This window comes from Verrucomicrobiia bacterium (assembly GCA_035577545.1).
In the GTDB taxonomy this organism is placed as follows: domain Bacteria; phylum Verrucomicrobiota; class Verrucomicrobiia; order Palsa-1439; family Palsa-1439; genus Palsa-1439.
This window is the reverse complement of sequence record DATLVI010000010.1, coordinates 120,569-134,117: the sequence shown is the minus strand read 5'-3', so window position 1 is coordinate 134,117 and position 13,549 is coordinate 120,569. Positions and strand designations below refer to the sequence as shown.

The following is a 13,549-nucleotide window of genomic DNA, read 5'->3' as shown; positions in this document are numbered from 1 at the left end:
GCTTTCATTCACCCTGATCGCACGGCACCCGGATTCGTTCGATGGATCGCGCCCGTCCGGAGTTCTCATCCACATCGACGATCACGCCGCACAGCGCAACGTTACCTTCCGCAACCTCCATCTTCTGCGGCAACTGCGTCAGAAATCGGCGCAATACCGCGTCGACGTCCCGCCCCAGCACCGAGTCATGCGGGCCACACATGCCGACGTCGGAGATATAGGCCGTGCCTTTCGGCAGAACCTGTTCGTCGGCGGTGGCGACATGTGTATGGGTTCCAACCACGACGCTCACCTTCCCATCCAAAAACCTGCCCATTGCAATTTTCTCGCTGGTGGCTTCGGCGTGCATGTCCACCAGGATAATATTCGTCCGCTTCCGCATCCGCGCAACTTCCGCTTCCGCCGCGCGGAATGGGCAGTCGGTATTGGGCATGAACACGCGACCAATAAGATTGATCACCCCGACTGGAGGTAACCCGTCCCGTTGCACCACCGTCGATCCCCTGCCGGGAGCCGACGCGGGAAAGTTGAGCGGCCGCAGCAGCCGGGGTTCGCGTTCGATGACTTCGTAGACTTCCTTCTGGTCCCACACGTGGTCACCGGAGGTGATGACTTCTACACCGCTGGCGAGCAATGCATCCACGGTCGAGGCCGTCAGTCCCGCCCCGTGCGCGCTGTTTTCGCCGTTCGCAATTACGAAATCGATGTCCCGCTCCTGTTGCAACCTCGGCACAAGCGTGGCGACTGCCCGTCGGCCCGGCTTGCCGACGACATCGCCAATGAAAAGAATCCTCACTTGGCGTACTCCACCGCGCGCATTTCGCGCACGACGATGACCTTGATTTGACCAGGGTACTGCAGTTCCTGCTCGATTTTCTTGCTGATGTTGCGCGCGAGCTGGATGGCTTCGTCGTCCGTGACGGCATTGGGCTGGACAAAGATGCGGATCTCGCGGCCGGCTTGCAACGCGTAACTCTTGTCCACACCGGGGAAGGCGTTCGCCACCGCCTCCAACTTCTCCAGGCGCTGCAGGTAGAGTTCCATGCTCTCGCTGCGCGCCCCGGGACGCGACGCGCTGATCGCATCGGCGGCGCTCGCGAGGACGCCGTACGTCGTCAGGGGTTCGACTTCGTGATGATGGCAAGCCACACCCTGCCACACTTCTTCCGGTTCCCCGTATTTCTTGAGAAGTTCAGCGCCAATCGCGGCATGGGAACCATCGACTTCATGATCGACCGCCTTGCCAATGTCGTGAAACAAGCCGACGCGCTTGGCGATCTGCTGGTTCAGGCCAAGTTCTGCCGCCATGATACCTTCAATTCCGGCAACTTCCACCGAGTGGTCGAGCACATTTTGCGCAAAGCTATGGCGGAACTTGAGCCGCCCGAGAAGTTTCATCACTTCGGGATGCACCTTCTGCAATCCCACCCGATACACTGCATCCTCGCCCGCCTTGTGAATCAACGTCTCCAATTCCTCACTGACTTTCGCGACTTCCTCCTCAATGCGCGCGGGATTGATACGCCCGTCCAGAATCAGGCGCGTCAAAGTCTGCCGCGCGAGTTCCCGACGGACCGGGTCAAAGCCGCTGAGCACGACCGCTTGCGGCGTATCGTCGATGAGTACGTTGATTCCCGTCGCGGACTCGAACGCGCGGATGTTGCGGCCTTCGCGTCCGATGATGCGGCCCTTCATCTCTTCACTCGGAAGCGCGACCGTGCAACTCGTGGTCGTCTGGACGTGATTCGACGCGCAGCGCTCGATGGCGATGGTGATGGTCCGTTTCGCTTCGCGCTCGGCCTGCAGTTTGGCCTCTTCCAGGATGCGCCGGGTCATCGCGGCCGCTTCCGCGTGTACGTCTTCCTGCAGTTGTGAAAGCAACAATCGCTTGGCTTCCACGGCGCTGAGGCCCGCCACTCGCTGGAGTTCCTGATGGGTCAGCCGCTTCAATTCCTCAACTTCAGCCTGGATCTTGTGAAGCTCCTTTTCACGATCGAGAACGTGCGCCTCTTTCCGGGTGACTTCCTCGGTTTTGCGGTCGAATAGATCAACCTTGCGATCCAGGTTCGATTCACGCTGCATCACCCGTTTCTCCATCTCGCCCAGTTCCTGCCGGCGATCCTTGGTTTCCCTGTCAAACTGCTCGCGGGCCTTGAAGGCTTCGTCCTGCGCTTTGCCCCGCGCATCGCGCAACATGTTTTCGACTTCCTTCCGCGCCGCTTCAATAATCCCACCGGCCAGTTTTGTGTCAGCTTGCGCCTTGGCATGGCTGATGAACCAGCCGAGCGCAAGGCCCACAACCATGGCGATGATAAGACCAATAATGGTTGTAATCATTTTGGGTTACCCCGTGTTTTTAACACTCGTTTTTCCGTCACAATAAAGTCCACAGGTACGTCATGCGCCTCCGTTGGGACCTCGTTCAGTAATTGGAAATCGTAGGCCAGCGCGATTTTTGCACCGCGCACCTCTCGCAGAAGGCGGTCGAAATACCCCTTCCCGTGGCCCAAACGATTTCCCGTTTCGTCGAACGCCAACCCGGGCACCAGCGCGACGTCGATCCCATCGCACGCGACTGGCCTTACCGCCTCGGTTTTGGGTTCCAGAATTCCAAATCTTCCTGCCGTCAGGTCCAACGCGAAATCGCGTAGTTCGGAAGCAACGTACTGTTCTTTGGCTCCGTCAAACCACGGAACACACACCTGCCGGCCCATCGCGAGCAATTGCTGGATCAGTCCGCGCGTGCCCACTTCCGCTTCCTTTGAAACATACACCAACAATCGTGACGCCGTGGCAAACTCACCCAGCACCGACAGCCGTTCCCAGATGTCGGCACTCTTCACCCGCGCATCGGCCGCGCTCTGTGCGGCGAGCCGGGCCCGCATCTGTTCACGCAGTTCTTCCTTGGTCGCCGCGAGCGTCACGGACGACCTCCCTGCTTGTTGAGGAGTTGCTTCCATTTCTCCATTCGCTCGCGCACTTTGAGTTCAAACCCTTGATCGCTCGGCTCGTAATACTTGCGATGCTCGGGGAGGTGTTCTTGTTCGACGACATGGCCCTCGAAATCGTGCGCGTACTTGTATCCCTTCCCGTGGCCGAGCCGCTCGGCACCCTTGTAGTGCGTGTCTTTGAGGTGGTCGGGCACAGGAAGCGTGCGCCCTTGTTCCACGTCAGCTTTCGCGCTCCAGATCCCCTTGGCGCTGGCGTTTGACTTTGGCGCGGTCGCGCAATATACCGTCGCTTCGGCCAATGGCAACTCCCCTTCGGGCCAGCCGATAAATTCCACCGCGTGATGCGCGGCGACAGCCAGGACCAGCGCTTGGGGATCGGCCAGGCCTATGTCCTCGGCTGCCAGGATCGTGATGCGTCGCGCAATAAATCGAGGGTCTTCTCCTGCGACCACCATTTTCGCGAGCCAGTACAACGCCGCATCGGGATCACTGCCCCGCATCGACTTGATGAACGCCGAGATGGTGTCGTAATGTTCATCCTCATCTCCGTCGTACACCACTGCCTTCTTCTGGATTGATTCCTCGGCAATTGCCTTCGTGATGTGCCCCGAAGGTGTCGTGAGCGCGCCGATTTCCAGCGAGTTGAGTGCCTTGCGCGCGTCACCGTCACAGGCGGTAGCGAGGAAATCGAGGGCCTCGTCGTCCACCTGCAACTTCTTCTCACCGAGGCCGCGTTCCTTGTCGGCGAGCGCGCGTTTCAATAAGTCCTTCACCTCGGCAGGTGTGAGCGGTTTGAGCTGAAAAATCTGCGACCGCGAAACGAGCGGCGAGTTTACATAGAAAAATGGATTGTGTGTCGTCGCGCCGATGAGACGTACGGTACCGTTCTCGACATCCGGCAGCAACACGTCCTGCTGCGCCTTGTTGAAGCGGTGAATCTCGTCGATAAAGAGGATCGTCCGTTGACCGGTGTTGGCGAGACGGTTCGCGGCGGTCGCAATGACGCGGCGGATATCGGCCACGTTCGACTCGACACCGCTGAGACGCTCGAATTTGCTCTTGGTCGCGTTGGCGATGACCTGCGCGAGGGATGTTTTACCCGTTCCCGGCGGCCCATAAAGAATGATCGAACTGATGCGGTCGGCGGTGATGGCGCGCCAGAGCAGTTTGCCTTCGCCGAGAATGTGGCGTTGGCCGGCGAAGTCTTCCAGGGTTTGCGGTCGCATCCGCGTGGCCAGTGGAGCGGTGGCGCGGTCCGCCGCCTCCGCCGTTTTGGCGGGTTCCGCGGATTGGTTGGAGAATAGGTTCTCGGTCATGGCCACCAATCTGACCCGGCGTTGCCAACCGTGTGGGATCTGTGACGTTGACCGACAGGAGCCGAACGCCTCGCGCGGCGGGAGCCAAAAACGAAATACCCCGCCGTAATGCCGTTCGAACGATCTCTTTTGAACCCCTAACTAATAGGGGGCTCTGTCGGCTGCTTCGTGCTTCCAATGAAGGCATGCAGTCCACAACCGAACTCCGAGCTCCGTCAATGACGGTATTGGCTCAAAGAATCTTCGTTCATCACGAACATGGCAGGGTATTTCGAAAAACTTGCCTTGGCAAAGAACACCGGCGACCACCGTCGCCCGCACGAACCTTAATAATCCGCTTCGGTATCGATTTCAAGAAGTTTCCAGTCATAATTATGGTCGCCGCCTACCTGCCCCGCACATGTCCGTCAGCTTTCGCGAATCTCACACTTCAATGTCTGCAACAACGAGCGCTTCAACTGGTCGTGCGCCCCGTTGATTTCCGTGTCGGTCAATGTTCTGTCCGGCGCGCGAAACGTCAACGAGTACGCCATGGATTTCTTGCCCGTTGGTATTGAACTACCACGATAAATATCAAAAAGCTCGACCCGTTCCAAGAATTTATTTGGGTTTTTCGCAATCGCCGCGATAACGTCACCATGTTGCTGGCCTTCCTCGACGACCAACGCCATGTCCCGCACCACCGCCGGAAATTTCGGAAGTTCACGGAACGTCCGTTCGGCCTCTTCCACCGCCAGCAAGGGATTCAATTCGGTCTCCGCCACGTACACCGCATCACGGAGATCGAGCTTTTTTGCCTGCGCCGGTGAAATCGTTTTAATCTCGGCAACAACAGAAACCCCGAGCGTCTCCCCCAGTTCCTCCAGCGCGCCCTTCACATCGTAGTAATCCAGTTTGGAATCCCGCACTCCCGTCTCCCAGGAATGCGGTTCGCGCCGCCCGGTCACCGCCAGCGCCAGATGCAAGGATTCCTTTCCATCTGTGGCAAACACCCGTCCGATTTCGAAGAGTCGCACGTCGTACTGGTGTCGTGACACATTCGTGCGCAAGTTCGCCAACAACCCCGGTGCGAGGGACGAGCGGAGCGCGTGTTGTTCGGCAGTCAACGGATTCTGCAGCTTAAGATCTCCCTGCTCGCCCAGCGTCTGGTTCTGTGCCTCGTGAAAACCCAGCGCAGATAGAATTTGACGGATACGTGCGCGCGCATTCCACTGCGCATCGAATCCCGACACGACAGGGCGCGCGGGCTGCATCTTCGCGGGAATCTTCTCCACACCGTGAATGCGGCACACTTCCTCGATCAAATCCACTTCACGCTCCAAGTCCACTCGGAAAGTGGGCACTTCGACCTCGCACGACTGGGCATCCGATGAAACCACCAATAGCGAAAGTCCCGTGAAAATATTTTTCACAGTCTCGGCCGGCACTTCGATTCCGAGCAGGCGATTCACCTGAGTGTAGCGACAGCGCACACGACGTTTCTCAATTGGTTTTGCCAGGGTGTCGATGATTCCGCGCGCGATTTGCCCGCCGGCGAGTTGCTGAATCAGTTGGGCCGCGCGGTTGCTCGCCCACGTCACCTGCCCAATGTCCGCGCCGCGTTCGAAGCGATAGCTGGAATCGCTCGACAAACCACATTGCTTGGAGGTCTTGCGGATACTCGACGGCAGGAACCACGCGCTCTCCAACAACACATCGGTCGTCTGTTCACGAATTTCGCTCTCTTTGCCGCCCATGATCCCGGCCAGAGCCACGGCCCGATTGGCGTCGGCAATCACGAGCATGTCGGGAGTCAGTTCGTGTTGGGTCCCATCGATGGCCACGAATCGCTCACCATTGTTCGCGCGGCGCACCACGATGCGCTGCTCGCTGAGCAGCTTGTAATCAAAAGCATGCAACGGATGACCGCATTCGAGCAGGACGTAATTCGTCGCGTCAACGACGTTGTTCACCGAACGCAAGCCGACTTTCTCCAGAATCTGCTTCAACCACGCCGGGCTCGGCCCGATCTTCACGCCTTGAATCACGCGTGCCGCGTAACGCGGACATAAATCTGGCGCATCGACCGTTACCGAAGTGAGTTTTTCGACCGGTTCTCCAGACTCCGGAACAGTGATCTCAGGAAACTTGAGCGCATTACCTGTGAGCGCAGAAACCTCTCGCGCGATGCCGATGACGCTCAGCCAGTCGGGCCGGTTCGGTGTGACCTCGATGTCGAATACCGTATCGCCCGGACCGAGATACTCGGTGAATCTCGTTCCCACGGGCGCATCCACCGGCAAAATGAGCAAGCCGTCTTCGCCCTTCGGCAACCCAAGCTCTTCCGCCGAACACATCATGCCCTGTGATTCGGTACCGCGCAGCTTCGAAACCTTGATGGTGAACCCGCCCGCCATCTCGGCGCCGGGGAGCGCCAGCGGCACCTTGTCGCCCACCTTGTAGTTCTTCGCGCCACACACGATCTGACGTTCGCCGTTGCCATCATTGACACGACAGACGGACAATTTATCGGCATTGGGGTGTTTCTCACTGGAAAGGATCTGCCCGATGACGACTTGCTCCGGGATTTTGCCGCCGAGACTGACAACGTCTTCAACCTCAATCCCCGCAAACGTTAGCTTCTCCGCCAACTCCGCCGGCGACCAGGCGAAATCAACGTACTGCTTCAGCCAGTTGTAGGTAAATTTCATCTTGCGGATGAAACTGTAACGATTCGTACAAATGGCGTCGAGTATTTACTGATGCAGTACCCGCAGGATGAGTTCCGCGACCTCCACGTAGGCGTTGCCCCATGCTTGTGGCCGCAAGAGCTGGAATGGCAGGCCCGGAGATCCTACAAATGGCCGCAGTACCCACGCCATTTGAATCCCGACGAACCAATAGAGGGTGATCCACCCGTTAGCGAGAGGACGATGTCGCGGGTTGGATGCAATCAACGGGCGGTACATGCTGTTCATTTTCCACTGACCGCAGACGGTTGCCACCGCGAACATAATCCCACTCCACAACAGCATGAACGAGTACCCCGTCGTCGAGAGGTTCATGAGTTCAGTAATGGGTGCCAGCGCGGCGAGCACGATCGCGGTGAGGGATTGAAATCCGAGCACGGCGTTGACGACCCGCGGGAAATCATCGCGCAGTCCCGCCAGCGCGTTCAGTACGTAGAACGATGGGAAGCAGAGCGCGAAGGTGGCCAGGAACAGCACCGGTACTTTGGCACCTGAGAGCGCAATCTGTTTCCATCCGTCTCCCTCCAGTCCATGGAAACTCCCCATGACCGCACCGTAGATCGCCCCGCAAACTGCCACCATTCGTACTTGTGCCCAGAACCGGGAACGTTCCGCGCCCGCTCGCGCGAACAATCCTTCGGCCCGCAAGAATTCTTCCACGCTGACGAGCAGGGATGTCATGGCATCACGAGAAAACACTTACCACCGCATGCCACACGCCAAGAAAGAAGTTTCCCTCTTTGCCGCAGAACCACATGAACGGCGCCTTCGGGTCGCTAATGAACGGTCGCAGAACCCAGCCCATCTGCGCTCCGACGACTGCGTAGATCAATATCCAGACGCGAAACAGCGACTTCACCTGCCGGTCCGACTGGCTCGGCAAGGGCGGCTGGATCATGGGCGGCACGTTCCCTGCCGCTTCAACTTTCGGCGCGAGCAGGATTCGCAGCGCCTTCCACAACACGCCCACCCCGAGCACTCCCGCCACGGCACAGAAAGCGACATTCAGCAAAACCATGAAGGGATGGTTCTCCGTGCTCAGCGCGAAGAATCCAACAATCGGTCCAAACGACGCCAGGACCGTCACGGTGAGGGCCACAATCGCCAGCAACACCCGTAACATCTGCGCAAACGACAATCGAGACCCCAGCAACGCGCTAAAGACGTACAGTGACGGAAAACAAATCACCAACGTCATGAGGAACAACGTCGGCATTTTCCACGTGTCTGCCGCCACTTGCCGCCACTCTGGCACTGCGCGGGAGAAGATCGCGTACCAACCCATGAAAAACCCATACACCGCGGCGAGCAACACGATTCCCACGACCAGATAACTCGCGCGCACGTCACGCAGTGCGTCGTCCGCCAGCGCCGACTCCTGCCGCCGCAACAACTGGTCCACCTGTCGCCACAATTGATTCATCCGTCGCCTCCGATCCTTTCTTCGGCAGGCTGCCAGAAGGAACGCATTCCCAGTGCCCTCGTGCATCACCCACCGGGCAGCCTGCCATCGTTTCGAGTCTAAATACTTTGCAACACAAAGTATCTACCGCCTCTTCTGACAGCGCGGAATGGTGAGTGTTCAAACAGAAGCGGAAATGGCGCGGTTTTGGTTGCGAATAGTCTCCAATTCCCCGGTAGCGCGCCAGGCGAACCAGAGTGGGATAAATCCGACAACACCAAACGAACAGTCAATCAGCCGCCAGAAGAATGGGATCCCGCGAATTGGACCGCAAATCAAGGCGAGCGCTACAACCAATCCACAAGCCATCATCCCCGCGGCACCGTTTGAAGTGAACGTGCTGCTTCAACCAGTCCTATCAGTGAGGCTTGTATCCGGCTTCTGCCAGAAATCGTCGTGCCGCTTCCGCCTCTTCCGACGGAACTTCAATTCGCCCCATTACACTGCCTTTCGTGCCACGCCTCAAATCTTGCGGGTTAAACCCATTTGCGCGGAGCAATGACGCAATAAGATCCGCTTCGATGGCGCTGTCGCATCGGCAGACTGTTGTGAACAACGCATTCATGCGTCCTCAGAACTGCTCCAAAAACCTCACATCATTCTCCGTGAATAGCCGGATGTCGTTGATGGACCACGTGATCAGGGCGAGGCGTTCGATGCCGAAGCCGAAGGCCCAGCCGGTGTATTCGTCGTCAGGGTAGCCGACGGCCTTGAAGACAGTGGGATCCACCATCCCGCAGCCGCCGAGTTCAACCCATTCCTTGCCGCGGGAGCGGAAGTACGGCGTGCTGAGGTCGATTTCAAAACTCGGCTCGGTGTACGGGAAGAAATGCGGACGAAACCGCACTTTCGTCTCGGGGTCGAGCAGTTGCTGGAAGAAGAATTCAACGGTGCCCTTGAGGTCCGCGACGGTGACGTTTTTATCCACATACAAGCCTTCGACCTGGTGGAATGTCGGGCTGTGCGTGGCGTCGAGTTCGTCCCGGCGGAAGCAGCGGCCAAGGGCGACGATGCGAATCGGCGGCTTCTGCTTCATCATCGTGCGGACTTGCACCGGCGATGTATGGGTCCGCAACAAATAGCGGCCGAGCTTCGGATCCGGCGGCATCGCCTTCGGGTCGATATAGAACGTATCCTGCATGTCGCGCGCGGGATGGTTCGCGGGTGTGTTCAATGCGTCGAAGCAATGCCATTCGTCCTCGATCTCAGGCCCGTCTTCCACGGCAAATCCCATGCGGCGAAAAACCGCGACAATGCGCTCGGAAACCTGTGTCAGCGGATGCAAATGGCCGAGCCGGTGTCGTCGTCCCGGTAACGTCGTATCAATTGCCGGGCCGGAGGTGGCGACTTTCGCTTCCAATTCCTCGCGTTTCGCCGTGATCGCGGCGGTCAATGCGTTCTTGATGTCGTTGGCAAGTTTGCCGATGCGGGGCTTTTCCTCTTTCGGGAGTTTGCCAAGTTGCTCCAGCGCGGCGGACACAGTGCCGCTGCGACCAAGGTATTTGGCCTTGAGTTGGTCGAGTGCTGGCAGTTCGGTGCACGCCGCTACCGCGGCTTCCGCCTCGGCGCGGGCGGACTGAAGTTGTTGTTCGAGTTCCGTCATGGATGCGGCGGAACGGTAACGAAAGCTTGCGCAACACGCAAGCCGAACATCGAATGACCGAGAATAGCCTTTACCGTTGATGAAGCTTGGCGTAGATTTATTGGGTCGAGGGAGGAAAATCCTCATGATGATTGACTTGGATCACTTTGAAAGTACGCCACTAAACCGCGAGCCGTTTGAATTTCTGGTGGTACCGGAATTTGTGAAGGCTGACGCCCGCAAAGCGGTGAACGCCGATTATCCGCGCATCGAAAAACACGGCAGTTTCCCTTTGAGCGAGGTCAAATACGGCGCGGCGTTTGGCCAACTAATGAACGATTTGAACAGCGCGGAAATGCGGTCGGCATTTGAACGCAAATTCGGCCTCGACCTGAGTGGCCGTCCCACGATGGCCACCGTCCGCGGGCGCTGCTCGGAGAAGGACGGCCAGATTCATACGGATTCGACCACGAAAATCATCACGGTCCTCATTTACATGAATCCGAATTGGGAAACCGCCGGCGGTCGATTGCGGTTGCTGCGGTCCCCGGACAATCTCGACGACGTGATCCTGGAAGTGCCGCCGTCGGAGGGGACGCTGCTGGCGTTCAAACGCAGCGAGAACTCCTGGCATGGGCACAAACCTTTCAGCGGCGAGCGGCGCGTGATTCAATTCAATTGGGTCACCAGCGAAGACGTCGTCCGCCGCGAACAGGCCCGTCATCGGTTTTCCGCAACGCTGAAAAAGGTTTTCGCCTCGTGAGAGAAATGTTCCCGTGTTCGGAGTGAAGGCTGCATCACTGGTCACCGAGAATTTTTCACGCATTCTGCTGGTCAAACCGTCAGCGGTTGGTGATGTCGTTCATACGATCCCGCTGCTGGTAAAGTTGCGCGCGCGCTACCCGCAAGCGCGCATCGACTGGTTCATTACGCCGGAGAACGCCGATCTGGTCCGTCATCATCCCGCACTGTCTGGCGTGGTGCTTTTCAACCGGCGCAGCTTCGCGTCCTTCGGTCGCAACTGGCGGGCCACCACCGGCCCTTTTGAATTGCTCCGGCAGTTGCGGCGCACCCGCTACGATTTGGTGATCGATATGCACGGCCAGTTCCGGACGGCGGCGTTTGTTCGTGCCTCTGGGGCGCCCGTGCGCATTGGATTTGATCGACCAATCAAGCGCTTGCCCACGGAAACGGTCCATCATGAACTTCACAACGTTCCCTTGCATGGCTGGGCCGGCGCGCGTGAAGGTTCCTGGCTGGCGTATACCCATCGCATTCCGATTCCCACGCTGGACGTGCATGCCATCGACCGTTACCTCTGGGTCGGGAAAATGCTCGGTCTGGACAGTGAACCACCCGATCTGCGCATTTATTTGTCGCCCGAAATGGAGGGCCGGGTGGCGCAGTTGCTGGTCCGTCATGGCTTGAAAGAGTTTGCCGTACTGGCGCCAGGCACGATGTGGGAAACCAAGCACTGGTTGCCGGAGCGCTTTGCCGAAACCGGACGGCTCTTGACCCAGCGAGGGCTGGGCATTGTAGTGGTGGGCACTTCACGCGACAAAGACCGGTGTCGAATCGTGACGGACCTGTGCCCGGGTGCGGTCGATTTGTCCGGGCAAACCAGTGTCGGTGAACTGGCTGCCATCATCAAGCGATCCAAGGTGGCCGTCACCAATGATTCCGGTTCCATGCATCTCGCCGTAGCGATGGAGACACCCGTCGTCAGTATTTTTGGACCAACCAACCCAGTGCATATCGGGCCCTATGGACAGCCGGGCGCGGTGGTGCGGCTGGATCTGCCGTGTTCGCCGTGCAACTATCGCCGGCTAAGTCAGTGCCCGTTCGGGCATAAGTGCATGGAGCAGTTGACGGCCGCGATGGTGCTGGATCGCATCGACTCCCTGCCTCCGATTTCACTGGAAGCCAGTCGTCGCTGAGCCACACGATGAGGTGAGAATTCTTTCAGCGCCCGTGTTCGATGCGTTCCGCCAGCGACTCCGGTAGGCCAGCGGCGCGAATCTTTTTCTGCGTCATCCCGATGTCATAATCGACCCGGCGCAACTCGATGATATTCGCGATGAGGTCAAAAACAACGTAGGCCGATTTCGGATTACGGTCGCGCGGTTGGCCGATGGAACCGACATTGACGAAATATTTGCGACCCACCTCGATTTTGATCTTGGAGTAAAGCCCACCCTGAAGACCGGTCGGCCCGCGGACGAATGCGACCGGCACGTGCGTGTGACCGTTGAAGCAGACGGGGGTGTGCTGGTAATTAAAGCTGGCCTGGGCCGATAGCCTGTCGAAGACATAGGCCCACCGTTCGGGTAGATCGAGTGTTGCGTGGACGATGGTGAATGACTCAACATGGCGGACGTACTTAAGATCGCGCAACCAGTTCTTGTCTTCGGCGCTCAATTGCGTGCGTGTCCAGCGAATCGCCTCGGCGGCCATGGCGTTGAACCCCGTCAGATCCAGGTCGGACGCGCAGTACTCGTCGTGGTTGCCCATGATCACAGGGCAATCCAGGCTCCGGATAAGATTGAGGCATTCGTTCGGGTTGGGGCCGTAGCCCACGATGTCCCCCAGGCAAACGTAATGCGTGCACTTTTGCTCCTGCGCATCCTTCAGGACAGCTTCGAGTCCTTCGAGATTGGCGTGAATGTCACTCAGGATTGCATAGCGGAGGTCTGTCTTGGCCGTTGTCATGGTTGCGGTAGTGGTGGGGGGAATAAGCGCTGATTTTCGGGAATTTGCAATTCGTTTTCCAGTTGCCGTATCTCACGCTCGATAATACTCCAGGACTGCGCCACTTTCGTATGGTCCAGAAACCACAGACGCTTCCATTCTTCGTAAGCGGCCTGCGTTTGACCGCACTTCTCCAGGGCGCGCGGGTAAAAGCGCGCGACAAACTCGGGCGCGTTCGAAAAGCTGGCTGCTGTGCCGAAGTACTCGGCCGCCTTACAGAATGCCTCCTGACACGGCGGTTTGTCGCAGTCCTTGCTCAATTTCTCGTAATACAGCCACCCCATGGTGAAATACAGGTCATAGCGATTCGGGATATTTTCGATGCCGCGCGCGATAAACTCACGCGCCTTTTCATGCCACTCATGCTCGCGCTTGATACCTTCAGCCTTGGTGCGGTTTTTCGGGTCCGAAAGCACGCCGTAACCAATGTTCCAGGCCATGTGCCATTGACCGAGATCCCAAAACATCACGGCCTGCGGTTGCAGCGCGGCAACAATCTCGATATTTCTATATTGGCGGAGCCATTCCTTCTTCTCCCAGTAACCGTGACCGTTGATCCACAAAAAGTCCGCCACAATGCCACGCATTCCCGCCAGCAACGCAATGGCCAGGTTCTGGCCGATTGCCTCGCGGAGCTGGATCGTGACGCGCGCGCCGCCATACTTCAGCCGCGTCCGCTCCGCGCGGACAGAATTCTCCAGCGGCAGGAAGATCAGACCTGACCCCATGAGGAGGATGGCGACAAGTATCTTGAGTCGCAT

Annotated in this window: 12 protein-coding genes and 1 other RNA gene; 2 read left to right on the top strand and 11 right to left on the bottom strand. The window is 58.3% G+C overall.

All coding sequences use genetic code 11. The annotated features are described in order from the left end of the window. Nucleotides 1-4 precede the first annotated feature (4 nt). The 9 genes from VNL17_03650 to pheS all read right to left on the bottom strand — a co-directional run bounded on the left by VNL17_03650 (nt 5) and on the right by pheS (nt 10,061). Complete coding sequence (locus VNL17_03650) at nt 5-796, bottom strand: TIGR00282 family metallophosphoesterase (GenBank protein ID HXI83166.1); 792 nt, start codon at nt 794-796, stop codon at nt 5-7. Further along, a complete protein-coding gene (gene rny, locus VNL17_03645) occupies nt 793-2,337 on the bottom strand; it encodes a ribonuclease Y (protein HXI83165.1) in 1,545 nt (514 codons plus the stop codon). The genes VNL17_03650 and rny overlap by 4 nt, the downstream gene beginning before the upstream one ends. Then, entirely contained in the window at nt 2,334-2,924 is a 591-nt protein-coding gene (locus tag VNL17_03640) for a 5-formyltetrahydrofolate cyclo-ligase (GenBank protein HXI83164.1), read from the bottom strand. Before VNL17_03640 ends, rny begins: the two co-directional genes overlap by 4 nt. Continuing rightward, on the bottom strand, nt 2,921-4,177 hold the full coding sequence (locus tag VNL17_03635) for a replication-associated recombination protein A (protein ID HXI83163.1): 1,257 nt from the start codon (nt 4,175-4,177) through the stop codon (nt 2,921-2,923). Before VNL17_03635 ends, VNL17_03640 begins: the two co-directional genes overlap by 4 nt. Before the next feature lie 183 nt (nt 4,178-4,360). Next, a non-coding RNA gene (ssrS, locus tag VNL17_03630) (6S RNA) lies at nt 4,361-4,538 on the bottom strand. A gap of 136 nt (nt 4,539-4,674) precedes the next feature. After that, entirely contained in the window at nt 4,675-6,957 is a 2,283-nt protein-coding gene (pheT, locus tag VNL17_03625) for a phenylalanine--tRNA ligase subunit beta (protein HXI83162.1), read from the bottom strand. Between the two features lie 45 nt (nt 6,958-7,002). Then, nucleotides 7,003-7,677 (bottom strand): hypothetical protein, encoded by a 675-nt coding sequence (locus VNL17_03620; protein HXI83161.1) that lies wholly within the window; start codon nt 7,675-7,677, stop codon nt 7,003-7,005. 4 nt (nt 7,678-7,681) lie between these two features. Beyond that, nucleotides 7,682-8,419, bottom strand: a complete 738-nt coding sequence (locus tag VNL17_03615; protein HXI83160.1) for a hypothetical protein — start codon at nt 8,417-8,419, stop codon at nt 7,682-7,684. Between the two features lie 610 nt (nt 8,420-9,029). Further along, nucleotides 9,030-10,061, bottom strand: coding sequence for a phenylalanine--tRNA ligase subunit alpha (pheS, locus tag VNL17_03610; GenBank protein ID HXI83159.1), 1,032 nt, complete (start codon nt 10,059-10,061; stop codon nt 9,030-9,032). Nucleotides 10,062-10,185: 124 nt separating this feature from the next. Between pheS and VNL17_03605 the strand changes: the two genes are divergently transcribed. Then, complete coding sequence (locus VNL17_03605; protein ID HXI83158.1) at nt 10,186-10,803, top strand: 2OG-Fe(II) oxygenase; 618 nt, start codon at nt 10,186-10,188, stop codon at nt 10,801-10,803. A 13-nt stretch (nt 10,804-10,816) separates the two neighbouring features. Beyond that, nucleotides 10,817-11,977 carry a glycosyltransferase family 9 protein gene (locus VNL17_03600; GenBank protein HXI83157.1) on the top strand — a complete coding sequence of 387 codons (1,161 nt, stop codon included), beginning with the start codon at nt 10,817-10,819 and terminating at the stop codon, nt 11,975-11,977. Between the two features lie 25 nt (nt 11,978-12,002). Here the strand turns inward: VNL17_03600 and VNL17_03595 are convergent, their stop codons facing one another. Next, on the bottom strand, nt 12,003-12,749 hold the full coding sequence (locus tag VNL17_03595; GenBank protein HXI83156.1) for a metallophosphoesterase family protein: 747 nt from the start codon (nt 12,747-12,749) through the stop codon (nt 12,003-12,005). After that, nucleotides 12,746-13,549, bottom strand: coding sequence for a hypothetical protein (locus tag VNL17_03590; protein HXI83155.1), 804 nt, complete (start codon nt 13,547-13,549; stop codon nt 12,746-12,748). Before VNL17_03590 ends, VNL17_03595 begins: the two co-directional genes overlap by 4 nt.

Coding starts and splice junctions, on each gene's coding strand:
- rny (HXI83165.1), bottom strand. CDS start 2,337: ATGATTACAACCATTATTGGTCTTATCATCGCCATGGTTGTGGGCCTT.
- VNL17_03635 (HXI83163.1), bottom strand. CDS start 4,177: ATGCGACCGCAAACCCTGGAAGACTTCGCCGGCCAACGCCACATTCTC.
- pheT (HXI83162.1), bottom strand. CDS start 6,957: ATGAAATTTACCTACAACTGGCTGAAGCAGTACGTTGATTTCGCCTGG.
- VNL17_03620 (HXI83161.1), bottom strand. CDS start 7,677: ATGACATCCCTGCTCGTCAGCGTGGAAGAATTCTTGCGGGCCGAAGGA.
- VNL17_03615 (HXI83160.1), bottom strand. CDS start 8,419: ATGAATCAATTGTGGCGACAGGTGGACCAGTTGTTGCGGCGGCAGGAG.
- pheS (HXI83159.1), bottom strand. CDS start 10,061: ATGACGGAACTCGAACAACAACTTCAGTCCGCCCGCGCCGAGGCGGAA.
- VNL17_03605 (HXI83158.1), top strand. CDS start 10,186: ATGATGATTGACTTGGATCACTTTGAAAGTACGCCACTAAACCGCGAG.
- VNL17_03595 (HXI83156.1), bottom strand. CDS start 12,749: ATGACAACGGCCAAGACAGACCTCCGCTATGCAATCCTGAGTGACATT.
- VNL17_03590 (HXI83155.1), bottom strand. CDS start 13,549: ATGCGACTCAAGATACTTGTCGCCATCCTCCTCATGGGGTCAGGTCTG.